The organism is Pantoea sp. C2G6 (assembly GCF_051336815.1).
Lineage (GTDB): Bacteria > Pseudomonadota > Gammaproteobacteria > Enterobacterales > Enterobacteriaceae > Pantoea.
The window spans coordinates 42,194-67,470 of the sequence record NZ_JBGMNJ010000017.1; the positions used below are offsets into that span (position 1 = coordinate 42,194).

Genomic DNA, 25,277 nt, shown 5'->3' on the forward strand with positions numbered 1-25,277 from the left:
AAATCATGGACCAAAAACGACTCACTCATCTGCGTCAGCTGGAAGCGGAGAGTATCCATATTATTCGCGAAGTGGCGGCAGAGTTCAGCAATCCGGTGATGATGTACTCCATCGGCAAAGACTCTTCAGTCATGCTGCACCTGGCGCGTAAAGCCTTTTATCCGGGCACGCTGCCGTTCCCGTTACTGCATGTGGATACCGGCTGGAAATTCCGTGAAATGTATGCCTTCCGCGACCGCACCGTGAAAGCGATGGGCGCGGAGCTGCTGGTTCACCGCAACCCGGAAGGGGTGGCGATGGGGATCAACCCCTTTGTCCACGGCAGCGCCAAACATACCGACATCATGAAAACCGAAGGGCTGAAGCAGGCGCTGAATAAATATGGTTTTGACGCGGCCTTTGGCGGCGCGCGTCGTGACGAAGAGAAGTCACGCGCCAAAGAGCGTATCTATTCGTTCCGCGACCGCTTCCACCGCTGGGACCCGAAAAACCAGCGTCCTGAGCTGTGGCACAACTACAACGGCCAGATCAACAAAGGCGAAAGCATCCGCGTCTTCCCGCTGTCGAACTGGACCGAGCTGGACATCTGGCAGTACATCTTCCTGGAAAATATCGAGATCGTGCCGCTCTATCTCGCCGCGCCGCGTCCGGTGCTGGAGCGTGATGGCATGCTGATGATGATCGATGACGATCGCATTAATCTGCAACCGGGTGAAGAGATCACCGAGCGGATGGTGCGGTTCCGTACCCTCGGCTGCTGGCCGCTCACCGGAGCGGTGGAGTCGGAAGCGCAGACGCTGCCGGAGATCATCGAAGAGATGCTGGTTTCCACCACCAGCGAGCGTCAGGGCCGCATGATCGATCGCGACCAGTCCGGTTCGATGGAACTGAAAAAACGCCAGGGTTATTTCTAAGGAGACGCCAGATGAATACCGTAATTGCACAACAGATCGCTGACCAGGGCGGCGTGGAAGCCTGGCTGACCGCCCAGCAACACAAGAGCCTGCTGCGTTTTCTCACCTGCGGCAGCGTTGACGACGGCAAAAGCACCCTGATTGGGCGTCTGCTGCATGACACCCGTCAGATCTATGAAGATCAGCTCTCGTCGCTGCACAATGACAGCAAACGTCACGGCACCCAGGGCGAAAAGCTCGATCTGGCGCTGCTGGTGGACGGGCTTCAGGCTGAACGCGAGCAGGGCATTACTATCGATGTCGCCTACCGCTACTTCTCGACTGAAAAGCGTAAGTTTATTATCGCCGATACGCCGGGACATGAGCAGTACACCCGTAACATGGCGACCGGCGCCTCAACCTGCGATCTGGCGATCCTGCTGATCGATGCGCGTAAAGGCGTACTGGATCAGACCCGCCGCCACAGCTTTATCTCGACCCTGCTGGGGATCAAACATCTGGTGGTGGCGATCAACAAGATGGATCTGGTGGAGTACAGCCAGGATCGTTTCGAGCAGATCAAACAGGATTACCTCGATTTTGCGGCCCAGCTGCCGGACGATCTCGATATTCGCTTTGTGCCGATGTCGGCGCTGGAAGGGGATAACGTCGCCTCCGCCAGCCAGACCATGCCGTGGTACAGCGGCCCGACGCTGCTGGATGTGCTGGAAACCGTGGAACTGAAGCGCGTGGTCGATCATCAGCCGATGCGTTTTCCGGTGCAGTACGTCAACCGTCCAAACCTCGATTTCCGTGGCTATGCCGGTACGCTGGCGTCGGGCAGTGTGCGGGTAGGCCAGCGGGTTAAAGTGCTGCCGTCCGGGGTGGAATCCACCATCGCCCGCATTGTGACTTTCGATGGCGATCTGCCTGAAGCGGGCGCAGGGGAAGCGATTACCCTGGTGCTGCACGATGAGATTGATATCAGCCGGGGCGATCTGCTGGTGGATGCCAGCGAAGAGCTGGCCGCGGTTCAGTCGGCTAGCGTTGACGTGGTGTGGATGGCGGAACAGCCGTTGCAGGCCGGTCAGAGCTATGATCTGAAAATCGCCGGTAAGAAAACCCGTGGCCGGGTTGAGAAAGTGCTGCATCAGGTTGAAATTAACTCACTGGAGAAACGCCAGGTTGATGCGCTGCCGCTGAACGGTATTGGCCGGATCGAGATCACTTTTGATGAGCCGATGGTGCTCGACAGCTACCAGCAGAACCCGGTGACCGGCGGGATGATCTTTATCGATCGCCTGAGCAACGTCACCGTGGGTGCCGGCATGATCCATCAGCCGAACCACGACGCGCCGCTTAACACCGGTGAGTTCAGCGCCTTTGAGCTGGAACTGAATGCGCTGGTGCGTCGTCACTTCCCACACTGGAACGCGCGCGATCTGCTGGGTGGTCAGTAATGGCTCAGCACGATGACAACGTGGTATGGCATGACCACCCGGTGACACGCGCCGCTCGCGAGCAGCAGCACGGTCATCAGGGCGTGGTGCTCTGGTTCACCGGGCTGTCAGGCTCGGGGAAATCAACGGTTGCGGGCGCGCTGGAGCAGGCGCTGCACCGCATCGGCGTCAGCACCTATCTGCTGGATGGCGACAATGTGCGTCACGGCCTCTGTCGCGATCTCGGTTTCAGCGACGAGGATCGCAAAGAGAATATCCGGCGGGTTGGCGAGGTGGCGAAACTGATGGTGGATGCCGGGCTGGTGGTACTCACCGCCTTTATTTCACCGCATCGCGCCGAGCGTCAGATGGTGCGCGATCTGCTGGAGCCGGGGCAGTTTATCGAGGTGTTTGTCGATACCCCGCTGGCGGTGTGTGAAGCGCGCGACCCTAAAGGGTTATATCGCAAAGCACGCGCCGGTGAACTGCGCAATTTCACCGGTATCGACAGCGTCTATGAGGCCCCGGAGAGCCCGGAAATCGCGCTGGATGGCGAACAATTGGTTACAAAACTCGCCGCCCGATTGTTAGACCTGCTGCGTGACCGCGATATTATCAGATCCTGAAAAGATAGCGGCAGATCGAGCTGATTTGCCGCCCTCGCCTCAACAGGATGCTTATGCAGAACATTACCCCGATGCTGGCCCGTAAAGATGACTCTCACCCGGATGAGCCGCGCTCATTGCTGCCGGGCGGCGTTATCGGCTTTCTCGCCTACTGGTGCGCACTGGCGATCCCTTTCCTGTTGTTCGGCTCTAACACGCTGTTTTTCTTCCTCTATACCTGGCCATTTTTCCTGGCGCTGCTGCCGGTCGCGGTAGTGACGGGGATCGCGCTGAACACCCTGCTGGGTGGACAACTGCTGTGGACCACGCTCGCGACGGTGATTCTGGTGGTCTCGCTCTTCTGGCTGATGTTCTCATTTCTCTCCGGCTGGTAATCTCCGGGAAGGCTGTGCTGATGTGCAAACGCATCGGCCGGTTACAAATCTTTTCCCACTTAAATCGCCACTGATTCATATTTTGTGCAGCTGCCACGCAAAGCGGGCCATTTTCTCTGCCGGTGTGGAGTCCTGTGCAAAGTTATGGGATGATTGGGCCGTTTTTAGGGGGCGGGATGGGAAAACTGACGTTACTGTTACTGGTGCTGCTTGGCTGGCTGCAATATTCATTGTGGCTGGGGAAAAATGGCATTCATGACTATACGCGCGTCAATGATGATGTCGCGGTACAACAGGCGAATAATGCCAAACTTAAATCGCGAAACGATCAGCTGTTTGCCGAAATTGACGATCTCAATGGCGGCTCAGAGGCGATCGAGGAGCGTGCACGCAATGAACTGGGCATGATTAAGCCGGGTGAAACCTTCTATCGTCTGGTGCCTGACCAGAACAAACGCAACGCGCAACAAGCCGCGCAAAACCAACAACGATAAAACATGAACAATCATGCCTCCCTTGCGGATGTGATTGCCGTGGTGCCCGCTGCCGGGATCGGCAGCCGCATGCAGGCAACCTGTCCGAAGCAGTATCTGACAATTGGTCAGCACACCCTTCTGGAACACAGCATCGCACGTCTGTTTTCCCATCCCGCGATTAAGCAGGTGATTGTCGCCCTCAGCCCCGACGACCAACACTTCGCCGCGCTGCCGCTGGCCCGCGATCCGCGTGTGGTCAGCGTTATCGGCGGCGAGACGCGCGCCGGGTCGGTGCTGGCGGGCTTGCAGGCCGCTCAGGGATCGGCCTGGGTGCTGGTTCACGACGCCGCGCGCCCCTGTCTGCACCCGGACGATCTTCAGCAGCTGCTGAACGTCCGTCACCAGAGCCATGTCGGCGGGATTCTGGCCGCGCCGGTGCGCGACACCATGAAACGCGGTGAGCCAGGCAAATCCGCCGTGGCGCACACCGTTGAACGCGACGACCTCTGGCATGCGTTAACCCCACAATTTTTCCCTCATGCGCTGCTCACCGCCTGCCTGACGCGGGCGCTGGCTGAGGGCGCAACCATCACTGACGAAGCCTCGGCGCTGGAGTATTGCGGCTACCATCCGCTGTTAGTCAGCGGACGCAGTGATAACATCAAAGTGACCCGGCCAGAAGATCTGGCGCTGGCCGCTTTTTATCTGAGTCAGATCCACTTAAAGGAGAGCACATGATGCGTATCGGTCACGGTTTTGACGTTCACGCCTTTGGCGGAGAGGGTCCGTTAGTGATTGGCGGTGTGCGGATCCCGTTTGAACAGGGTTTTATCGCCCACTCCGATGGTGATGTGGCGCTGCATGCGCTGACGGACGCGCTGCTGGGCGCGGTGGCGATGGGTGATATTGGCAAGCTGTTCCCCGATACCGATCCCGCTTTTAAAGGCGCGGATAGCCGCGGCCTGCTGCGTGAGGCCTGGCGTCGTATTGAAGCCAAAGGCTATCGCATCGGCAACGTCGACGTCACGATTATTGCTCAGGCACCGAAAATGCTGCCGCATGTGCCGCAGATGCGGATCAATATCGCTGAAGATCTCGGCTGCCACATGGATGCGGTCAATGTTAAAGCGACCACTACCGAGAAGCTGGGGTTCACCGGGCGCGGCGAAGGCATCGCCTGTGAAGCGGTCGCGCTGCTGCTTAAAGCCGACAGCCAATGAGCCTGACTTATCTGCACGGTAAACCGGCGGCAACCGGCATCATCAAAGCCAGCCCGGACGATTTCGTGGTGGTGGAAGATCTCGGCTATGGCGCGGATGGCGAAGGTGAGCATCTGCTGGTGCGCATCCGTAAGGTGGGGGCGAATACCCGCTTTGTCGCCGAGGCGCTGGCGAAGTATCTCGCCATTCATCCGCGCGACATGAGCTATGCCGGGATGAAAGACCGCCATGCGGTGACGGAGCAGACGCTCTGTTTTCGTCTGCCGGGCAACGCCATGCCCGATCTGCGCGGTTTCGCGCTGGAAGGGGTGGAGATTCTGGCGGCGGTGCGCCACAAGCGTAAGCTGCGCATCGGAGCGCTGGCGGGCAATGCCTTCCGGCTGATCATCCGCCAGGTCAGCGACCCGGCGGCGGTTGAAGCGCGTCTGGCGCAGATCCGCGACGCCGGCGTGCCGAACTATTTTGGTGAGCAGCGTTTCGGACGCGGCGGCAACAACCTGGTGATGGCGGAAAAGTGGGCGCGCAATGAGATTGTCATTCGCGACCGCAACAAGCGCAGCCTGATGCTCTCTGCGGCGCGCAGCGCGCTGTTTAATCAGGTGACCAGTGCGCGTCTGCAACAGCAGGGCGGGCTGACTCAGGTGCTCAACGGCGATGCCTTGCAGCTGACCGGTCGGGGCAGCTGGTTTGTCGCCCAGCCCGATGAGCTGGCAGCGCTACAGCAGCGGGTCGATCAGCATGAGCTGCGCATTACCGCGCCACTGCCAGGGCGGGGCGAGGCCGGTCCGCAGGCGGAGGCGCTGGCCTTTGAGCAGCAGGCGCTGGCAGAGGCGACCCCGTTACTCAGCCTGATCGAGCGGGAGCGTGTTGATGCAGCCCGCCGCGCCATGCTGGTGGTGCCGCGCGATTTGCACTGGCACTGGCGGGATGAGGCGACGCTGGAGATGGCGTTCTGGCTGCCAGCGGGCAGCTTTGCCACCAGCGTGGTCCGCGAGCTGATTGCCCACGGCGACGCGCTTGATCAGATTGATGAGTAATCCTCGCCGTAACACTACCCGCATTGTGGGTATTGTTGCGGCAAACCCCCGCTGTCGGGTGATTTACGCCTACCACTTCCTTGCGCGCCTCGCTAGAATGCAAAAATCGCCGTCCGCTCATCACCTGTTGCCATGCTGTTGAAACAGGTTCAGTCACGGCGACCAGTCGAATAAAAAAAGGTCAGAACGAAATGCGGATATTGCTCAGCAACGATGACGGCATTCATGCGCCAGGTATTCAAACGCTGGCGAAAGCCCTGCGGCAAATTGCTGAGGTGCAGGTTGTGGCACCCGATCGTAACCGAAGCGGCGCCTCGAACTCCTTAACGCTGGAAACACCTCTGCGCACTTTCACCCATGAGAATGGTGATATTGCGGTTCAGCTGGGCACGCCCACTGACTGCGTCTATCTGGGGGTGAACGCGCTGATGCAGCCGCGTCCCGATATTGTGGTGTCGGGTATCAACGCCGGTCCCAATCTGGGGGATGATGTGATCTACTCCGGCACGGTCGCCGCTGCGATGGAGGGACGTCACCTCGGTCTGCCGGCGATAGCCGTGTCGCTCAATGGTCATCAGCACTACGCCACGGCGGCCGCGGTAACCTGCGCTATCCTTAAAGCCCTGAGCCGGGAACCGCTCCGCACCGGGCGCATTCTCAATATCAACGTGCCGGACCTGCCGCTGGAGGCGCTGAAAGGCATTCGCGTGACGCGCTGTGGCAGCCGTCATCCTGCCGATCAGGTTATCGCGCAGCAGGATCCGCGCGGCAATACGCTCTACTGGATTGGGCCGCCGGGTGAAAAGCTGGACGCCGGCCCGGATACCGACTTCGCCGCGGTGGATCAGGGATATGTTTCGGTGACCGCACTGCATGTCGATTTGACTACGCACAGCGCGCAGGATGTGCTGCATGACTGGCTGGCTAATGCTGAGGTGAACCTGGCATGGTGAATCGGCGTATTGAGACGTTGCTGTCACAACTGCGTCAGCAGGGCATTGATGATGAAAACCTGCTGAAAGCCATCAGCGAAGTGCCGCGTGAGCGTTTTGTCGACGAAGCCTTCGAGCATAAAGCCTGGGATAATATGGCGCTGCCGATTGGTTCCGGTCAGACCATCTCTCAGCCCTATATGGTGGCGCGGATGACCGCGCTGCTGGCGCTGAATCCTCACTCCCGCGTGCTGGAGATCGGCACCGGCTCCGGTTACCAGACGGCGATTCTGGCTCACCTGGTCGATCACGTCTATTCGGTGGAACGGATTAAGGGGCTGCAATGGCAGGCTAAACGCCGTCTGAAACAGCTCGATCTGCACAATGTCTCCACCCGTCACGGTGATGGCTGGCAGGGCTGGCCTTCGCGCGGTCCGTTTGATGCCATCATTGTTACCGCCGCGCCGCCGGAAATTCCGATTGCGCTGATAGCACAACTGGCAGAAGGCGGCATTATGGTGCTGCCGGTTGGCGAGGAGCAGCAGGTACTGAAGCGCCTGCGTCGTCAGGGCAAAGAGGTGACGGAAGAGATCATTGAACCGGTCCGGTTTGTGCCGCTGGTGCAGGGCGATCTGGCCTGACTCTCTTCGTATTTCTTCACAACTGTTTCATGGCACCACCTACCCGATATTGTTACTATCCAGTTTATTCAGCAAAAATGCAGATTTTATCGCGCTGTGCAGAGCATTCTGCTGGCAGGGTACAGTGAAACAGTTACATCAGGGTTGCCATCACGGGGGATCAATGAGCACGGGAAGCACACTATTTAAGTTACGCCGTCTGGCGGCACTTTCACTGGCAGGTATTTGGCTGGCAGGCTGTAGCTCCAGCGACAACACACAGGCGCCTATCAGTCGCGTTGGCGACAATAGCGGCATGATGAACGGCGGCAGCCAGAGCGGATCAGGTGGCGGCGTACCCGCAACGCCCGCTCAGGGACAAATGTTAAGCAGAAATACAGTTTCTTCCCCTAACAATGGGGGAATGATTAGTACCAGCAGTAATGTTGAGACCCAGAATGGCCGGATTGTATACAATCGCAGTTATCAGAACATTCCTAAGGGTAGCTACTCCGGTGAAACATATACCGTTAAGCGCGGTGACACATTATTTTACATCGCCTGGATCACCGGCAATGATTTCCGCGATTTAGCCCAGCGCAACAATGTTCCTGCGCCCTATAACCTGAATGTCGGGCAAACTTTGCAGATCAGTAATGGCTCAGGTCAGCCGATTACCGGTGGAAATCCCATTACCGTTGCTGATGCAACGCAGGGCGGGATTCCTGTTGCGCCACAAATTAAATCTCCTGCTGTTGCACAGCAACCTGTTATTACGTATTCTGATGATTCGGGTAATTCGGGTGGCAGTAAATTGTTGCCTTCCAGAGGAGCAAATGTTGCAACGACAACAGCTCCAGTCGTTACCGCACCCCCAACGGTTAGCAGTACAACCAACAGTTCAACGCCGGTAGGAAGCTGGCGCTGGCCGACCGATGGGAAAATTATCGATAACTTCTCTGCCGCTGAAGGTGGCAATAAAGGTATCGATATCGCCGGAACGCGCGGACAATCTGTGGTCGCCACTGCTTCAGGAAGGGTGGTATACGCAGGTAACGCACTCCGGGGTTACGGTAATTTAATCATCATTAAACACAACGATGATTACCTGAGTGCCTACGCCCACAACGATACAATGCTGGTTCGGGAACAACAGGAAGTTAAGGCGGGGCAAAAAATCGCTACCATGGGTAGCACCGGAACCAGTTCAGTAAGGTTACATTTTGAAATTCGTTACAAGGGGAAATCCGTAAACCCGTTGCGTTATTTACCGCAGCGATAATCCGGCAGAACAGATCCCTTTTATGTTCTGCCCTGGAATCACGGGTAGGAGCCGCTTATGAGCCAGAATACGCTGAAAGTAAACGAGTTACATGAGAACGCGGAATTCGATGAGAACGGAGCTGAGATTTTTGACGAGAAGGCACTCGTTGAAAACGAAGCCAGCGATAGCGACGTAGCGGAAGAAGAGTTGCTATCACAGGGTGCGACGCAGCGTGTATTAGATGCGACGCAGCTCTATCTCGGGGAGATTGGCTATTCTCCGTTGTTAACGGCAGAGGAAGAAGTTTTCTTCGCTCGCCGTGCATTGCGGGGTGATATCCCTTCCCGTCGCCGTATGATCGAAAGTAACTTACGCCTGGTGGTGAAAATCGCCCGTCGTTACAGCAATCGTGGTTTAGCTTTGCTGGACCTGATTGAAGAAGGTAACCTCGGCCTGATTCGCGCCGTAGAGAAATTTGACCCGGAGCGCGGGTTCCGTTTCTCAACGTACGCCACCTGGTGGATTCGTCAGACTATTGAACGGGCGATCATGAATCAAACCCGTACCATTCGTCTGCCGATTCATATTGTTAAAGAGCTGAACGTTTATCTGCGTACTGCGCGTGAACTCTCCCACAAGCTCGACCACGAGCCAAGTGCGGAAGAGATTGCCGAGCAGCTGGATAAACCGGTTGATGACGTAAGCCGTATGTTGCGTCTCAACGAACGCATCACCTCAGTTGATACGCCATTAGGCGGTGATTCTGAAAAAGCGCTGCTGGACATTCTGGCCGATGAAAAAGACAACGGCCCGGAAGACACCACGCAAGACGATGATATGAAACAAAGCATCGTTAAATGGCTGTTCGAACTGAACGCCAAGCAGCGTGAAGTGCTGGCGCGTCGTTTCGGCCTGTTAGGCTATGAAGCGGCAACGCTTGAGGATGTTGGCCGTGAAATCGGTTTAACCCGCGAGCGTGTTCGTCAGATTCAGGTTGAAGGTTTGCGCCGTCTGCGCGAAATCCTGCAAGCGCAGGGACTCAACATTGAAGCACTGTTTCGTGAATAACTAAGCTGAGTACGAATGCAAAAAGCGGTGGTGAAAACCACCGCTTTTTTTATGCCTGCGGATCGCCACGCTGGCGGAGAGAACCACAGTGCGCCGCGCAGCCCTGCGCGACGCGGCGAAGCGTCAGACCAGCGATTTAAGGCGATAGATCCAGTCCAGCGCCTGACGCGGCGTCAGCGTATCCGGGTCGAGCGCCTCCAGCGCTTCAACGGCGGGTGAGGTCTCCTCCACCAGCAGCGGCAGCTGTGAGCCATCCACCGTTGATGAGGCGGCGTGACCCGAGACGCTCTCCAGCTCTTTGAGCTTATTACGCGCCCGTTTGATCACCTCTTTGGGTACGCCCGCCAGAGCCGCGACAGCCAGGCCGTAACTCTTACTCGCGGCACCCTCCTGCACGCTGTGCATAAAGGCGATGGTGTCACCATGCTCAACCGCATCCAGATGCACGTTGACCACGCCTTCCATTTTTTCCGGCAGGGTTGTCAGCTCAAAGTAATGGGTGGCAAACAGCGTCATCGCCTTGATGCGGTTCGCCAGATTCTCGGCACAGGCCCAGGCCAGCGATAAGCCGTCGTAGGTTGAGGTGCCACGTCCAATCTCATCCATCAGCACCAGGCTGTTTTCGGTGGCGTTATGCAGGATATTGGCCGTTTCGGTCATCTCGACCATGAAAGTGGAGCGCCCGGAGGCGAGATCGTCCGCTGCGCCGACGCGGGTAAAGATACGGTCAAGCGGACCAATCAGCGTCTCGTCGGCGGGCACATAGCTGCCAATCCATGCCATCAGGGCGATCAGCGCCGCCTGCCGCATATAGGTACTCTTACCCCCCATATTGGGACCGGTAATGATCAGCATTCTGCGCTGCGGCGCCAGCGCCAGCGGGTTGGCGATAAACGGCTCTTTCAGCACCTGTTCGACCACCGGATGGCGGCCACCGCTGATTTTAATGCCCGCTTTGTCCTGCAATATCGGACGACAATAGTTGAGGCTCCAGGCGCGCTCGGCCAGGTTACTCAATACGTCCAGCTCTGCCAGGGCGGCGGCGCTGAGCTGTAACGCTTCCAGATGCGGCAGCAGCTGATCGAACAGCGCCTCATAGAGGCTTTTCTCCAGCGCCAGTGCTTTACCTTTTGAGGTCAGCACCTTGTCTTCATACTCTTTCAGCTCAGGTATGATGTAGCGCTCGGCGTTTTTCAGCGTCTGGCGGCGCACATAGTGCATCGGGACCAGGTGGCTCTGCCCGCGACTGACCTGAATGTAATAACCATGCACGCCATTAAAGCCGACCTTCAGTGTATCCAGCCCCAGCTTCTCGCGTTCGCGGATCTCCAGCCTGTCGAGATAGTCGGTGGCACCATCGGCCAGCGCGCGCCACTCATCCAGCTCCGCGTTGTAGCCTGGCGCAATCACACCACCGTCACGGATCAGCACCGGCGGCGACTCAATCACCGCCTGCTCCAGCAGTTCGCGTAAATCAGTGAACTCGCCCATCCGGGCGCGTAACTGCTGCAAATGGGTCGCTTCGACATTGGCCAGCAGCTGGTTAAGTTCCGGTAACTGCTGGAAAGCGTGGCGCATCCGGGCGAGATCGCGCGGCCGTGCCGTGCGCAGGGCCAGACGAGCCAGAATACGTTCCAGATCGCCAACCTGACGCAGCACCGGTTGCAGCACCTCGCTGAGATTTTGCAGTTCAGCGATCGACTCCTGCCGCTGATTGATGATGCACGCATCACGCAGCGGCATATGCAGCCAGCGCTTCAGCATCCGGCTGCCCATCGCGGTCACGGTTTTATCCAGCACGGCGGCTAAGGTATTGTCGGTGCCACCGGCCAGGTTCTGGGTGATCTCCAGATTACGGCGGGTGGCGGCGTCCATAATAATGCTGTCCTGCTGCCGCTCCATGCTGAGCGAGCGGATGTGGGGCAGGGTGGTACGCTGGGTATCTTTAGCATATTGCAGCAGGCAGCCCGCGGCGCTCAGTCCGAGGTGCGCATTCTCCACGCCGAATCCGTTCAGATCGCGGGTACCGAATTGCAGGTTCAGCTGCTGACGCGCGGTGTCGAGTTCAAATTCCCACAGCGGGCGACGACGCAGACCCCGCCGCTGGTCAATCAGCGACATCGCCTCAAAGTCTTCCGGGTAGAGCAGCTCGGCGGGATTGGTGCGTTGCAGCTCGGCCGCCATGGTTTCGGCATCGGCTGGTTCACTGAGGCGGAAACGGCCGGAGCTGATGTCCAGCGTGGCGTAACCAAACCCTCTGGCGCTCTGCACAATCGCCGCCAGCAGGTTGTCCTGCCGCTCCTGGAGCAGCGCCTCATCACTGATGGTGCCGGGCGTTACGATGCGCACCACTTTGCGTTCGACCGGACCTTTACTCAGGGCCGGATCGCCTATCTGTTCACAGATGGCAACCGACTCGCCCAGCTGCACCAGTTTAGCCAGGTAGCCTTCAACGGCATGGTGAGGCACACCCGCCATCGGAATGGGTTCGCCCGCCGACGCGCCACGTTTGGTAAGTGAGATCTCCAGCAGCTGCGAGGCGCGCTTTGCGTCGTCGTAAAACAGCTCATAGAAGTCACCCATGCGGTAAAACAGCAGGATGTCGGGATGCTCAGCCTTGAGGCGCAGATACTGCTGCATCATCGGCGTATGGGAACCGAAGTTTTCTGATGTACTCATAGTGTTGAGATGTCCATTATCTTACAAATTAGAGAGTTAAGTGATTTTATGGGTATCATTTGCTCTCACTTTATCTCACTGGCTCTCATGAAATCCCGCCTTTTACCGCAGGTTAAAGCGCCGCTTATCAGACTATGAATGGATAAAATGTCGTTTTAAGCGCAGCAGCTTATATTTCCTTTCACGAGTACGTGACGGACATGATAACGAAGTCTGTATGACAGGAAAACCAGCGCTGAAGCCACTTTCTTCGAGGGCGCTCGAAAGATTGGAATTGGGTGGGGGGATAGGGCAGATGTCAGTGAAAATCGAAGTCTTCGCGTATTGACTTGCTCTCCGTTGATTAATATACATTGCTGTCAGTAATGTCTTCATAAGTCACATGAAGAAGCATTTTTACGACGAACTGATCATTAGTATTCTCCCGCGGGACCGAAGTCAGGATTTCAGGCCGGGAACTCTGCCGCAGGCATGCTATTTCAGACTCCACCTTTCATGTCAGGCACAAGGAGTTTGGCGGCATGGAAGTCTTCTGACTAAAGCGACTCAAGTCCCTTAAAGAGGAGCACGCCCATTTAAGGAAGCTATCCACTAAAGCCATGTTGGATGAAGAGGCGCTTCAACTGACTCCGAGCTGAAAAGAGCAGAAGCGTGAAGCTGTGGAAATTATGTGTGAGACAACTGGTCTGTCGCAACGTTGTGCTGGCAGATCTGTCTCTATCAACGAGTCGTTATTCGGCTCAGCGTTCGGTTGCTGATGCGCAGCTATCCCTGCGCATCATTGAGCTTGTACCTGAAAGCCGCCGCTTTGGTTACAGGCAGATCTGATAGATTCTGAGTTATGAAGGTCTTTGCGTGAATCACAAGCGGATTTACCACATCTATCACCTTAATGACCTGAGCGTAAAACCTAGACGGTGTCCTAAACCGCTGGCGATTGAGGGGCTTCCGCTTCTGCGGCCCGATGCAACGAACCTGACCGGATCAATGGATTTTGCCATGAATGTACTGTGCAGCGGCCTCCAGATTAAGTGCCTTGCATGCGTGGATTATTTTGCGAAAGAGTGCCTGACGATTACCACCGCTTTCGAGATTACTGGCGTGCACATTGAGCGTATTCTTGACAGCATCGCGCTGTGTCAAAGCTATCCAGCGACGTAAGAACCGATCAGGGGGCTGAATTCACCTGCCGCGCGCTGGATCAATGGGCGTTTGAGCATGATGTGGAACTAAGGCTTATCCAGCCTGGCAAGCCGACTCAGAACGGATTTATTGAGAGGTTTAACGGACGCTTTAGAGATGAATGCCTGAACAAGCACTGGTTCAGCGATATTGTTTACGCCAAGCAAACACTGAATGACTGGCGGCAGTATTATAACGATTGCCGCCCACATTAATCGCTAAATTATCAGGCTCCGGCTGAATTTGCAGCAGAGTAGAGAAATGCAAATTTGACGGTAAACAAACCGACATTGCTAACCGGCCGTTGTGTCTAAAACTGGGGACAGGTCATACTATTTGCTCAATTGATAAAATAGCTCAATATCCACTGATTAACCGTATTGCTGCGTTTCGGGATTTGCTAACACAAATTAACTCCAGCATAGATTAGCCTTCAAAAATATTTGATTTCCAAATGGTTACATCTGTGGAATGGCTCTCAGGCTGAGTGGTTGGTCTGACACGACCAGTTTTCTCAATCAATCCTTCTTCTCTTGCGCGGCGCATCACTCCACCTAAAGCTCTGGCTTCTTCTGGTTTTTCGAGGCCTGCCGCCCAGATTTCGTCTGGTGTAAACTCTTGATGGGTTCTGGCTACGTTTAATACAACGGTATATGCTTTTTGTTTCCAGGCTTGCATGTCCATTAATTCATTCCAATTTTTCGTGATGGGCCGTTATCTTACCAGCAACCTGAACAATTCAGAAACTCGTTTTTGCACTTGATAAACATAACATTTGAGGTATACATGTTGGTACATAACTGTATACGTGTTTCAGGTAAATAACCGGATTTTTTAAAAGTTGAATTCCATTAAATAGCAAAAATTTAGGTTATAACGTGATTTTACCCGGTAGTAAAAACATTAGATTAATGAAATGTTATACACCAATGCATCATGAGGGTTCTGGAACGAAGGTTTTCTGATGTACTGAAAGCATTAAGATGTACACTATCTTATATTAGATAGTAAAGTGATTTTATAATCATCATTTGCTCTCACTTTATCTCACCAGCTCTCATGAAATCCTGTCTTTAACCGCACGCCATAGCACCACTTTACTCTCCCGCACAACTCAAATTTTGCCAGACTGCGCAATGCGTTACTACGCACTTAGAAAATAGACGTCCCGTGCATGAGGAAATTACTGGCATACGGTACGATTGAGGCGATCGCCAATGGCAAAACATGCCCTTAGTTTACTCATCAAAATAGTATTCTTTGCTGCGGTTATGCTGATTGTTGCTAAGGCCATTACTTATGATTAATTAGTCTAATTTCTCAAGGGCTTATATGATTTTGAAAATGTCAGTCGCGTTACCGGTTTTATATTGGATGAGCCAGATTCAGAAGTATGGGAATCGTTACATGATTATTTTGGTATCCTGATTAACACGCTTATCAGTGTTCTTGCCTGTAGCGTGACAATTACCGCTTACAATGTACTCGCACACAAGGTTAATCATTAGGCTATACCAAAAGCATGGGCGGCATCTACCTTAAGAGGTTTTGCAAAAATCTTCGGTTTTACCTTCCTATTTTGGTTGTTTTTCCGCTTTCTGCCCTATCAATTTGTCTTGCCTTACGAAGAAAGATATCCGGCATTGATATCTGGTTGGGGAGTGGGTTTTAACCTGATTTTAACGATCGCTGGTTATCAATTCATTAAGAAGAAAATCATCACGCAAAAAAGTGTTTAACATGCCAGTTCCCGCTTATATGTGGCTTAAAGACGATGGCGGTGCGGATATAAAGGGTCGGTGGACATTCATGATCGTGAAGGCAGTATTGAGATACTGGGTTTCAGCCATGATCTGAATCTTCCGGTGGATAGTGCCAACGGGAAGATTACCGGCAAGCGTTCTCATTCTCCGATGATGATTGAAAAGAAGTTTGATAGTGCGAGCCCTTATCTCTACAAAGCCGTTGCTAAGGGCCAGACGCTGAAAAGTGCCAGGATTTGCTGGTATCGTATTAACTATGCAGGACAGGAAGAGTGCTACTTTGTCATGATCATTGAGGGCGTAAAAATCACAGGCATCAACCCAACAATGCCAAACGTAAAAATGTCAGGAAACTCGCCAATCAATCACATGGAATCACTTTCCCTGATGTACGATAAAATCACATGGCGTTATGTCGATGGCAACGTAGAGTATACGCACGACTGGAACGTGAGAGCGTAAGCACCCGGATGTCAGCTGATAGATTGATTCCTAATTCAACCCGTTTTGCAGCGCCCAGACCGCCGCTTCCAGCCGCGACTTCAGGTTCATCTTTTTCAGCAGATATTTTACGTGCACTTTCACGGTGCTCTCGCTGATCGCCAGTTTACGGGCAATCGCTTTATTGGTCATTCCGGCGCTGATCAGTTGCAGAATATCGCGTTCACGACGGGTCAGCTGATTGATGTCGCGCGTCTGAGTCGCGGGCGTTTCGCGTAACCGGGCGACCAGAATCGGGGTTAACGCCTCGCTCAGCACTATCTGACCGGCGGCGGCCTGGTGTAACGCCTTGAGCAGCGCTTCCGGCTCCATATCCTTTAGCAGATAGCCATCGGCTCCCCGCTTTAACGCGCTAACCACATCCTCTTCAGCATCGGAAACCGTGAAAACCACCACCCGGCCCGAGAGCGCGGTTTCACGCAGCTGAGTCAGGGTATCCAGCCCATTCAGACCCGGCATATTCAGATCGAGCAGGATCAGGTCGGGATCGTGCTGCTGTGCCAGCGCCACACCCTCCAGGCCATTGCCAGCTTCGGCAATCACCTCCAGCCTCTCATCCAGCGCGATCAGCTGTTTTAACCCATTGCGCAGCATGGGGTGATCGTCGATAAGTAAAAGCGTAAATTTCTCTGCGGTCACGTCGGCTCCTGCTCCTCTTCATCTCGCCTGCGATCAACCGGCGAAAAAGCCTATCTTACCGGTGAAGCAGGGTCGCTATATACCCCCAAAGGTCTACTCCTTTATTTCCATGTAGGCGCTCTTCTGACAGAGGAATTTGCGGCTGCGTTTAAACCGTATGATTTATAAGGGTTATCAGCGAAAGGTCAGCTACTTAACCCGGATAAACCCCGCAGGGCCGGGCTTTATAACCTTACCTGCCGTTGATTTGTATCAAGCTGCCCGCCAGGCCGGATACGCAGGATATGCACAATTATTATCCTGTTGACGAGATATTTATGACTCAAGCCACCCCTCTGAAAAATCCAGCGCACGGTGCGTTAATCCAGGACTGGCAGCCCGAAAACGAGGCTTTCTGGCAGGCGCGCGGTAAACGTATCGCCAGCCGTAACCTGTGGATTTCCGTTTTCTGTCTGCTGCTGAGTTTCTGCGTCTGGATGCTGTTCAGCACCATCGCGGTTAATCTCAATAAAGTCGGCTTTAACTTCAGCACCGAGCAGCTCTTTTTACTGACCGCACTGCCTTCGGTTTCTGGTGCGCTGCTGCGCGTGCCTTACTCTTTCGTCATTCCAATCTTCGGTGGACGTCGCTGGACCGCCTTCAGCACCGGCATCCTGATTATCCCCTGCGTCTGGCTCGGTTTTGCGGTGCAGGATAGCCAGACCTCATTCGCCACCTTTATGGTGATCTCTCTGCTGTGCGGTTTTGGTGGCGCAAACTTCGCCTCCAGCATGGGTAACATCAGCTTCTTCTTTCCGAAAGCGCATCAGGGCGGCGCGCTCGGCATCAATGGTGGCCTGGGTAATCTCGGCGTCAGCGTGATGCAGTTTGTCGCACCGCTGGCGATCTCCTGCGCCATTTTTAGCTTCTTCGATACCGGCACGCACACTACCGTGACGGGCGAGTCGATGTGGCTGGAAAACGCGGCCTGGATCTGGGTGCCGTTCCTGGCTATCGGTACGCTGGCGGCCTGGTTCGGTATGAACGACCTGGCGGCGGCGAGATCGTCACTGCGCGAGCAACTGCCGGTGCTGAAACGTCCGCATCTGTGGGTGATGGCGCTGCTCTACCTGGCCACCTTTGGTTCATTTATCGGTTTCTCAGCCGGTTTTGCCATGCTGGCGAAGACCCAGTTCCCCAGCGTGGTGATTATGCATTACGCCTTCTTCGGTCCGTTTATTGGCGCACTGGCGCGCTCTGCCGGTGGCATCGTCTCTGACCGCTTAGGCGGGACGCGCGTGACGTTGGTTAACTATGTGCTGATGGCGCTGTTTGCCGCTCTGCTGTTCCTGACGTTGCCGGGTGAAGGACAGGAGGGTTCGTTCGTGGCCTTCTTCGCCGTGTTCATGGGCCTGTTCCTGACCGCCGGGCTGGGTAGCGGCTCAACCTACCAGATGATTGCGGTGATCTTCCGCAAGCTGACGCTGGAACGTATCAAAGCGGAAGGCGGCGACGACGCGCTGGCGCAGCGTGAAGCGGGTACCGAAACCTCAGCCGCGCTGGGCTTTATCTCCGCGATTGGCGCGCTGGGCGGCTTCTTTATTCCACAGACCTTCGGCCTTTCGCTCGCCATGACCGGTTCACCGGCTGGCGCGATGAAAATTTTCCTGGTCTTTTATCTCTGCTGCATTGCGGTGACCTGGCTGGTATACGGCCGAAAAGCCCGCGCCTGATAACCATAAAGCCGGTGTGGCGCACCGGCAACACTTCACTTTCTGCGTCACGACAGACGCAGAGTTAGCAATGTCACATTTCGCTTTCAGGAGTTTTGCGGATGAGCAAATTTCTCGATCGGTTTCGCTATTTCAAACAACTGGCAGAGCCGTTTTCTGGTCAGCATGGCCAGACGCTAAACAGTAACCGCGACTGGGAAGATGGTTACCGTAGCCGCTGGCAGCACGACAAAATTGTCCGCTCCACGCACGGTGTTAACTGTACCGGCTCATGCAGCTGGAAAATCTATGTGAAAAATGGTCTGGTCACCTGGGAAACCCAGCAGACTGACTATCCCCGCACCCGGCCCGATCTGCCGAACCATGAGCCGCGCGGCTGTCCGCGTGGTGCCAGCTACTCCTGGTATCTCTACAGCGCGAACCGTCTGAAATATCCGCTGATGCGCAAGAAGCTGATTCAGCTGTGGCGCGAAGCCAAAGCGCAGCACAGCGATCCGGTGGATGCCTGGGCTTCGATCATCAGCAATCCAGAGAAAGCCAAAAGCTATAAACAGGCGCGCGGACGCGGCGGCTTTGTCCGCTCCAGCTGGCAGGAAGTCAACGAGATGATCGCCGCGGCGAACATCTGCACCGCCAAAACTTACGGTCCTGACCGCATCATGGGATTCTCGCCGATTCCGGCGATGTCGATGGTCTCTTACGCCGCAGGCGCACGTTACCTGTCGCTGATTGGCGGAACCTGCCTGAGCTTCTACGACTGGTATTGCGATTTGCCACCTGCGTCGCCGATGACCTGGGGCGAACAGACCGACGTGCCGGAGTCTGCCGACTGGTATAACTCCTCTTACATCATTGCCTGGGGCTCAAATGTGCCGCAGACCCGTACCCCGGATGCGCACTTCTTTACGGAAGTTCGCTATAAAGGGACGAAAACCGTGGCGATCACCCCGGACTACGCCGAAGTCGCCAAGCTATGCGACCAGTGGCTGAACCCGAAACAGGGCACCGACAGCGCGATGGCGCTGGCGATGGGCCATGTGATGCTGAAAGAGTTCCACCTCGATCGTGAAGTGGGCTATTTCCGCGACTACGTGCGCCGTTATACCGATATGCCGATGCTGGTACTGCTGGAGCCGCGTGAAGGCGGTTACTACGCCGCGGGCCGTCAGCTGCGCGCCAGCGATCTGGTGGATGGTCTCGGTCAGGAAAATAACCCTGAGTGGAAAACCGTGGCGCTGGATCAGACGACCGGCGAACTGATTGCGCCACAGGGCTCTATCGGCTTCCGCTGGGGCGAAAAAGGCAAATGGAACCTCGAGCAGCGTGATGGTCTGTCACAGCGGGAGGTTGAACTGCAACTCAGCCTGCTGGGCAGCCATGATGAGGTGGTCGAGGTCGGTTTCCCTTACTTCGGCGGTATCACCAGCGAACATTTCAACAGCGTGGCGCTGGATGAAATCCTGCTGCATAAGCTGCCGGTTAAACGCCTGCAACTGGCGGATGGCAGCGAAGCGCTGGTCACCAGCGTCTACGATTTGACGCTGGCCAACTATGGGCTGGATCGCGGTCTGGATGATGCCAACTGTGCGCAAACCTACGATGAGATCAAAGCCTACAGCCCGGCCTGGGCGGAGCAGATCACCGGCGTCTCGCGGCAGAACATCATCCGCATCGCGCGTGAGTTTGCGGAAAACGCCGAGAAAACCCGTGGTCGTTCGATGATCATCGTCGGTGCCGGGATGAACCACTGGTATCACATGGATATGAACTACCGTGGCCTGATGAACATGCTGATTTTCTGCGGCTGTGTCGGTCAGAGTGGTGGTGGCTGGGCGCACTATGTCGGCCAGGAGAAACTCCGTCCGCAGACCGGCTGGACACCGCTGGCCTTTGGCCTCGACTGGCAGCGTCCGCCCCGTCAGATGAACAGCACCTCCTTCTTCTATAACCACTCCAGCCAGTGGCGACATGAAACGCTCGCCACCAGCGAACTGCTGTCGCCGCTGGCGGATAAAAGTCGCTACAGCGGCAGCCTGATCGATCTTAACGTCCGTTCCGAACGGATGGGCTGGTTGCCTTCTGCGCCACAGCTCAACGTCAATCCGCTGCATATTGCGGCGCAGGCGAAAGCCGCCGGTCAGTCACCGCTCGACTACACCGTCGAGAGCCTGAAGCAGGGCACGATGCGTTTTGCCGCCGAACAACCGGACAACCCGCAGAACTTCCCGCGCAACCTGTTTGTCTGGCGCTCCAACCTGCTCGGCTCCTCAGGTAAAGGGCATGAGTACATGCTGAAATACCTGCTGGGCACGGAAAACGGCATCCAGGGTAAAGATTTAGGTCAGCAGGGCTGCGTGAAGCCGGAAGAGGTGGAGTGGCTGGATCAGGGGGGTGAAGGCAAACTGGATCTGGTGGTGACACTCGACTTTCGCATGTCGAGCACCTGTCTCTACTCTGACGTCGTGCTGCCAACCGCCACCTGGTATGAAAAAGACGATATGAATACCTCGGATATGCATCCGTTTATTCATCCGCTCTCCGCCGCCGTCGATCCCGCCTGGGACTCAAAAAGCGACTGGGAAATCTACAAAGGCATCGCGAAAGCGTTTTCCGATCTCTGCCCTGGCCATTTAGGGGTAGAAACCGATGTCGTAACGTTGCCGGTATTACATGACTCACCAGCGGAACTGGCGCAGCCGTTTGAGGCGAAAGACTGGAAAAAAGGCGAGTGCGATCTGATCCCAGGTAAAACCGCGCCACACATTATGGTGGTGGAACGTGACTATCCGGCCACCTGGGAGCGCTTTACCTCGCTGGGTCCGTTACTGGATAGCCAGGGTAACGGCGGCAAAGGCATCAGCTGGGATACCCGCAAAGAGGTCGATTTCCTCAAGCAGCTGAACTATGTCAAAGCCGAAGGTCCGGCAGCAGGACGGCCGAATATCGACACCGCGATCGATGCGGCAGAAGTGATCCTGGCGCTGGCCCCGGAAACCAATGGCCAGGTGGCGGTAAAAGCCTGGCAGGCGCTGGGCGAGATTACCGGTCGTGACCACACTCATCTGGCGCTGAATAAGGAAGATGAGAAGATCCGCTTCCGCGATATTCAGGCGCAGCCGCGCAAAATTATCTCCAGCCCGACCTGGTCAGGCCTGGAAGATGAGCATGTCTCTTACAACGCCTGCTACACCAACGTTCATGAGCTGATCCCGTGGCGTACCCTGAGCGGCCGTCAGCAGCTCTATCAGGATCATGAGTGGATGCGTGCCTTTGGCGAGAGCCTGATGGTCTATCGTCCGCCCATCGACACCCGTGCGGCGCAGCCGTTGCTGAACAGCAAACCCAACGGTAACCCGGAGAAGGCGCTGAACTTCCTGACGCCGCACCAGAAATGGGGCATTCACTCTACCTACAGTGACAACCTGCTGATGCTGACGCTGTCGCGCGGCGGACCGATTGTCTGGATGAGTGAAGATGACGCCCGCGAGCTGGGGATTGTGGATAACGACTGGATTGAGGCGTTTAACGCCAACGGTGCGCTGACCGCACGTGCGGTAGTGAGCCAGCGCATTCCGGCCGGTATGACCATGATGTACCACGCACAGGAGCGCATCGTGAATATACCGGGGTCGGAGATCACCAGCCAGCGCGGTGGTATTCATAACTCGGTGACACGTACCTGTCCAAAACCAACCCATATGATCGGCGGCTACGCCCAGCTTTCATGGGGCTTTAACTATTACGGCACCGTTGGCTCTAACCGCGATGAGTTCGTGGTGGTAAGAAAAATGAACAACGTTAACTGGTTAGACGGGGAAGGCAACGACGCCTGCCAGGGCAGCCAGCAGGAGGTAAAACCATGAAAATTCGTTCACAGGTCGGCATGGTGCTCAACCTCGACAAATGTATCGGCTGCCACACCTGTTCAGTCACCTGTAAAAACGTCTGGACCAGCCGCGAGGGTATGGAATACGCCTGGTTCAACAACGTCGAAAGCAAGCCCGGCGTCGGCTATCCCCACGCCTGGGAAGATCAGCAGAAGTGGAAGGGCGGCTGGATCCGCAAGATCAATGGCAGGCTGGAGCCGCGCATGGGCAGTCGCGTCGGCCTGCTGTCGAAGATCTTCGCCAACCCGGATGTACCGGCGCTGGATGATTACTATGAGCCGTTCGATTTTGATTATCAGCATCTGCACAACGCGCCCGCCGGTAAACACCAGCCAATCGCACGTCCGCGCTCGCTGATCACCGGTGAGCGGATGAAAAAGATCGAAAACGGGCCGAACTGGGAAGAGATCCTCGGCGGCGAGTTTGCTAAACGCTCCCAGGATAAGAACTTCGATAATATCCAGAAGGAGATTTACGGCCAGTTCGAGCACACCTTTATGATGTATCTGCCACGCCTGTGTGAGCACTGCCTCAACCCGGCGTGCGTGGCGACCTGTCCCAGCGGCGCGATCTACAAGCGCGGCGAAGATGGCATCGTGCTGATCGACCAGGATAAATGTCGCGGCTGGCGCATGTGCCTCACCGGCTGTCCCTATAAGAAGATCTACTTCAACTGGAAAAGCGGCAAATCAGAAAAGTGCATTTTCTGCTATCCGCGCATTGAGTCGGGCCAGCCGACCGTCTGTTCAGAAACCTGCGTCGGCCGTATCCGCTATCTCGGCGTGCTGCTCTATGACGCCGACCGCATTGAACAGGCGGCCGCAGCGGAAAACGAGAAAGACCTCTATCAGAGCCAGCTGGATATTTTCCTCGATCCCAATGATCCAGAGGTGATCGCCCAGGCGCTTAAAGATGGCGTGGCGCAGAGCGTGATCGACGCGGCGCAGCGCTCACCGGTCTACAAAATGGCGATGGAGTGGAAGCTGGCGCTGCCGCTTCACCCTGAATACCGCACTCTGCCGATGGTCTGGTATGTGCCGCCATTGTCACCGATTCAGTCGGCGGTGGATGGCGGGGCGCTGGCGCATACCGGCGTGCTGCCGGATGTGGAAAGCCTGCGTATTCCGGTGGAGTATCTGGCGAATCTGCTGACCGCCGGTGACACCGCGCCGGTGCTGCTGGCCCTGAAGCGGATGCTGGCGATGCGTCATTACAAACGCGCAGAAAGCGTTGAAGGGCAGCATGATACCCGGGCGCTGGAGCAGGTCGGTCTGACCGAGGCGCAGGCGCAGGAGATGTACCGCTATCTGGCGATCGCTAACTACGAAGATCGCTTTGTGGTGCCCTCCAGCCATCGTGAACTGGCGCGTGAAGCCTTCCCGGAAAGCAAAGGCTGCGGCTTCAGCTTTGGCGATGGCTGCCACGGCAGCGACAGCAAATTCAACCTGTTCAATAGTCGTCGTATTGATGCCATCGACATCAGTAAGAAAACCGGTCGCCCGGAGGATGCCTCATGATGACGCTACGTGTCCTGTCGCGCCTGCTGGATTATCCCGATGAGGCGCTGTTCACCCATCATCCGGCGCTGATTGAGGCGCTGGAAAGTGCCAGCGAACTCAACCCGCAGCAGCGCGCTCCGCTGGTGGCGTTTATCGAACAGCTCTGCGCCCGCTCCCTGCTCGATGTACAGGCGGATTACTGTGAACTGTTTGATCGTGGTCGCGCCACCTCGCTGCTGCTGTTTGAACATGTTCACGGTGAGTCACGCGATCGCGGTCAGGCGATGGTCGATCTGCTTGAACAGTATCGGGCTGACGGGCTGGAGCTGGACAGTAAAGAGCTGCCCGATTATCTGCCGCTCTATCTGGAATATCTCGCCTGCAAAACCAGTGAGGCTGCCCGTCAGGGACTGGACGATATTGTGCCGATCCTGGCACTGCTGGCGGCGCGGCTGGAGGAGCGGCAGAGTCCCTACGCCGCTCTCTTCCGGGTGTTACTGACGCTGTCCGGTAGCGCGGTTGATCCCGCGGCCCTTAAGCCACAGGTGGCGCAGGAAGCCCGCGACGATACCCCGGCGGCACTCGATGCGGTCTGGGAAGAGGAGCAGATTAAATTTCTTGGCGAACAGGGCTGTGCCTCCGCGCAGCAGGCGGCGCACCAGCGTCGCTTCGCCGATGCGGTTGCGCCGCAATATCTGGACATCGCTCAGGCGACGGTGCGCGCCACAGGAGAATCAGCATGAATTTTATTAATACCTTCTTCTTCGATATTTACCCCTACCTCGCGGGGACTATCTTTCTGGTGGGAAGCTGGCTGCGCTATGACTACGGTCAGTACAGCTGGCGTGCCGGCTCCAGTCAGATGCTGGACAAAAAAGGGATGCGTCTCGCCTCCAACCTGTTCCACATCGGCATTATCGGCATCTTCTTCGGCCATATTGTCGGGATGCTGACGCCGCACTGGATGTATGAATCTTTCCTGCCGATTGATGTGAAGCAAAAGCTGGCGATGATTGCCGGGGGTCTGTTCGGCGCAATGACGCTGGCGGGGGGCGCGCTGCTGTTAAAGCGTCGCCTGACCAATCCACGGGTGCGGGCGACCAGTAGCGTCGGCGATATTCTGATCCTGACATTGCTGGTGGCGCAGGCCACGCTGGGCCTGCTGACCATTCCGTTCTCCGCCCAGCATCTGGACGGCAGTGAAATGATGAAGCTGGTCGGCTGGGCGCAGGCGGTGGTCACTTTCCACGGTGGTGCTTCGCAGCATCTGGAGGGCGTGGCGTTTATCTACCGCGTCCACATGGTGCTGGGCATGACGCTGTTCCTGCTGTTCCCGTTCTGCCGCCTGGTGCATATCTGGAGCGCGCCGGTAGAGTATCTGACCCGCCGTTATCAGCTGGTGAGAAATCGCCGCTAAACGCATGACGGCCGTGGGGGCGAAGTGACTCCCGCGGCCGTTTCAGCGC

The 25,277-nt window shown here is 56.1% G+C and carries 20 protein-coding genes and 2 pseudogenes; 19 read left to right on the top strand and 3 right to left on the bottom strand.

Annotated elements, in window-relative coordinates:
* Positions 1 to 5 precede the first annotated feature (5 nt).
* The 12 genes from cysD (at position 6) to rpoS (ending at position 9,949) form a co-directional block, all read left to right on the top strand.
* Positions 6 to 914 carry a sulfate adenylyltransferase subunit CysD gene (cysD, locus tag ACCW71_RS18250; protein ID WP_436373837.1) on the top strand — a complete coding sequence of 303 codons (909 nt, stop codon included), beginning with the start codon at positions 6 to 8 and terminating at the stop codon, positions 912 to 914.
* 11 nt (positions 915 to 925) lie between these two features.
* Positions 926 to 2,353 (top strand): sulfate adenylyltransferase subunit CysN, encoded by a 1,428-nt coding sequence (gene cysN / locus ACCW71_RS18255; protein ID WP_436373839.1) that lies wholly within the window; start codon positions 926 to 928, stop codon positions 2,351 to 2,353.
* Positions 2,353 to 2,958, top strand: coding sequence for an adenylyl-sulfate kinase (gene cysC / locus ACCW71_RS18260; protein ID WP_436373841.1), 606 nt, complete (start codon positions 2,353 to 2,355; stop codon positions 2,956 to 2,958). The genes cysN and cysC overlap by 1 nt, the downstream gene beginning before the upstream one ends.
* A gap of 53 nt (positions 2,959 to 3,011) precedes the next feature.
* Entirely contained in the window at positions 3,012 to 3,332 is a 321-nt protein-coding gene (locus tag ACCW71_RS18265; protein WP_436373843.1) for a DUF3561 family protein, read from the top strand.
* A gap of 176 nt (positions 3,333 to 3,508) precedes the next feature.
* Entirely contained in the window at positions 3,509 to 3,826 is a 318-nt protein-coding gene (gene ftsB / locus ACCW71_RS18270; RefSeq protein ID WP_013358867.1) for a cell division protein FtsB, read from the top strand.
* Positions 3,827 to 3,829: 3 nt separating this feature from the next.
* The gene (ispD, locus tag ACCW71_RS18275) at positions 3,830 to 4,546 is read left to right on the top strand and encodes a 2-C-methyl-D-erythritol 4-phosphate cytidylyltransferase (protein WP_436373845.1); all 717 of its coding nucleotides are present in this window, start codon (positions 3,830 to 3,832) and stop codon (positions 4,544 to 4,546) included.
* Positions 4,546 to 5,028 carry a 2-C-methyl-D-erythritol 2,4-cyclodiphosphate synthase gene (ispF, locus tag ACCW71_RS18280; protein WP_086906370.1) on the top strand — a complete coding sequence of 161 codons (483 nt, stop codon included), beginning with the start codon at positions 4,546 to 4,548 and terminating at the stop codon, positions 5,026 to 5,028. The genes ispD and ispF overlap by 1 nt, the downstream gene beginning before the upstream one ends.
* Positions 5,025 to 6,065, top strand: coding sequence for a tRNA pseudouridine(13) synthase TruD (truD, locus tag ACCW71_RS18285; RefSeq protein ID WP_436373847.1), 1,041 nt, complete (start codon positions 5,025 to 5,027; stop codon positions 6,063 to 6,065). The genes ispF and truD overlap by 4 nt, the downstream gene beginning before the upstream one ends.
* A 191-nt stretch (positions 6,066 to 6,256) precedes the next feature.
* The gene (gene surE / locus ACCW71_RS18290) at positions 6,257 to 7,018 is read left to right on the top strand and encodes a 5'/3'-nucleotidase SurE (RefSeq protein WP_436373849.1); all 762 of its coding nucleotides are present in this window, start codon (positions 6,257 to 6,259) and stop codon (positions 7,016 to 7,018) included.
* Positions 7,012 to 7,638 (top strand): protein-L-isoaspartate(D-aspartate) O-methyltransferase, encoded by a 627-nt coding sequence (locus tag ACCW71_RS18295; RefSeq protein WP_436373851.1) that lies wholly within the window; start codon positions 7,012 to 7,014, stop codon positions 7,636 to 7,638. The genes surE and ACCW71_RS18295 overlap by 7 nt, the downstream gene beginning before the upstream one ends.
* 163 nt (positions 7,639 to 7,801) lie before the next feature.
* Positions 7,802 to 8,899 carry a murein hydrolase activator NlpD gene (nlpD, locus tag ACCW71_RS18300; protein WP_436373886.1) on the top strand — a complete coding sequence of 366 codons (1,098 nt, stop codon included), beginning with the start codon at positions 7,802 to 7,804 and terminating at the stop codon, positions 8,897 to 8,899.
* A gap of 57 nt (positions 8,900 to 8,956) precedes the next feature.
* Complete coding sequence (rpoS, locus tag ACCW71_RS18305) at positions 8,957 to 9,949, top strand: RNA polymerase sigma factor RpoS (RefSeq protein ID WP_009086923.1); 993 nt, start codon at positions 8,957 to 8,959, stop codon at positions 9,947 to 9,949.
* Between the two features lie 123 nt (positions 9,950 to 10,072).
* Here rpoS and mutS read toward each other — a convergent pair whose 3' ends face one another.
* Positions 10,073 to 12,628, bottom strand: coding sequence for a DNA mismatch repair protein MutS (gene mutS, locus ACCW71_RS18310; RefSeq protein WP_436373854.1), 2,556 nt, complete (start codon positions 12,626 to 12,628; stop codon positions 10,073 to 10,075).
* A 382-nt stretch (positions 12,629 to 13,010) separates the two neighbouring features.
* On the opposite strand from mutS, the pseudogene ACCW71_RS18315 reads away from it, so the two are divergent.
* Positions 13,011 to 14,022 (top strand): annotated as a pseudogene (locus ACCW71_RS18315) (IS3 family transposase); the annotation flags it as partial.
* A 214-nt stretch (positions 14,023 to 14,236) separates the two neighbouring features.
* Here the strand turns inward: ACCW71_RS18315 and ACCW71_RS18320 are convergent.
* On the bottom strand, positions 14,237 to 14,494 hold the full coding sequence (locus ACCW71_RS18320; protein WP_436373856.1) for a hypothetical protein: 258 nt from the start codon (positions 14,492 to 14,494) through the stop codon (positions 14,237 to 14,239).
* Positions 14,495 to 15,550: 1,056 nt separating this feature from the next.
* Here ACCW71_RS18320 and ACCW71_RS18325 point away from each other — a divergent pair.
* Positions 15,551 to 16,035 (top strand): annotated as a pseudogene (locus ACCW71_RS18325) (Hcp family type VI secretion system effector).
* A gap of 30 nt (positions 16,036 to 16,065) precedes the next feature.
* Here ACCW71_RS18325 and narL read toward each other — a convergent pair.
* Positions 16,066 to 16,713, bottom strand: coding sequence for a two-component system response regulator NarL (gene narL / locus ACCW71_RS18330; RefSeq protein WP_436373858.1), 648 nt, complete (start codon positions 16,711 to 16,713; stop codon positions 16,066 to 16,068).
* Positions 16,714 to 17,030: 317 nt separating this feature from the next.
* On the opposite strand from narL, the gene ACCW71_RS18335 reads away from it, so the two are divergent.
* The 5 genes from ACCW71_RS18335 to narI all read left to right on the top strand — a co-directional run bounded on the left by ACCW71_RS18335 (position 17,031) and on the right by narI (position 25,228).
* Positions 17,031 to 18,425 (top strand): NarK family nitrate/nitrite MFS transporter, encoded by a 1,395-nt coding sequence (locus tag ACCW71_RS18335; RefSeq protein ID WP_436373860.1) that lies wholly within the window; start codon positions 17,031 to 17,033, stop codon positions 18,423 to 18,425.
* Between the two features lie 101 nt (positions 18,426 to 18,526).
* Complete coding sequence (locus ACCW71_RS18340; RefSeq protein WP_436373861.1) at positions 18,527 to 22,288, top strand: nitrate reductase subunit alpha; 3,762 nt, start codon at positions 18,527 to 18,529, stop codon at positions 22,286 to 22,288.
* On the top strand, positions 22,285 to 23,829 hold the full coding sequence (narH, locus tag ACCW71_RS18345) for a nitrate reductase subunit beta (protein WP_436373863.1): 1,545 nt from the start codon (positions 22,285 to 22,287) through the stop codon (positions 23,827 to 23,829). Before ACCW71_RS18340 ends, narH begins: the two co-directional genes overlap by 4 nt.
* Positions 23,826 to 24,554: a nitrate reductase molybdenum cofactor assembly chaperone gene (gene narJ / locus ACCW71_RS18350; RefSeq protein WP_436373865.1), complete on the top strand. Its 729-nt coding sequence runs from the start codon at positions 23,826 to 23,828 to the stop codon at positions 24,552 to 24,554. Before narH ends, narJ begins: the two co-directional genes overlap by 4 nt.
* Entirely contained in the window at positions 24,551 to 25,228 is a 678-nt protein-coding gene (gene narI / locus ACCW71_RS18355; protein WP_436373867.1) for a respiratory nitrate reductase subunit gamma, read from the top strand. Before narJ ends, narI begins: the two co-directional genes overlap by 4 nt.
* The last annotated feature ends 49 nt before the right edge of the window (positions 25,229 to 25,277 follow it).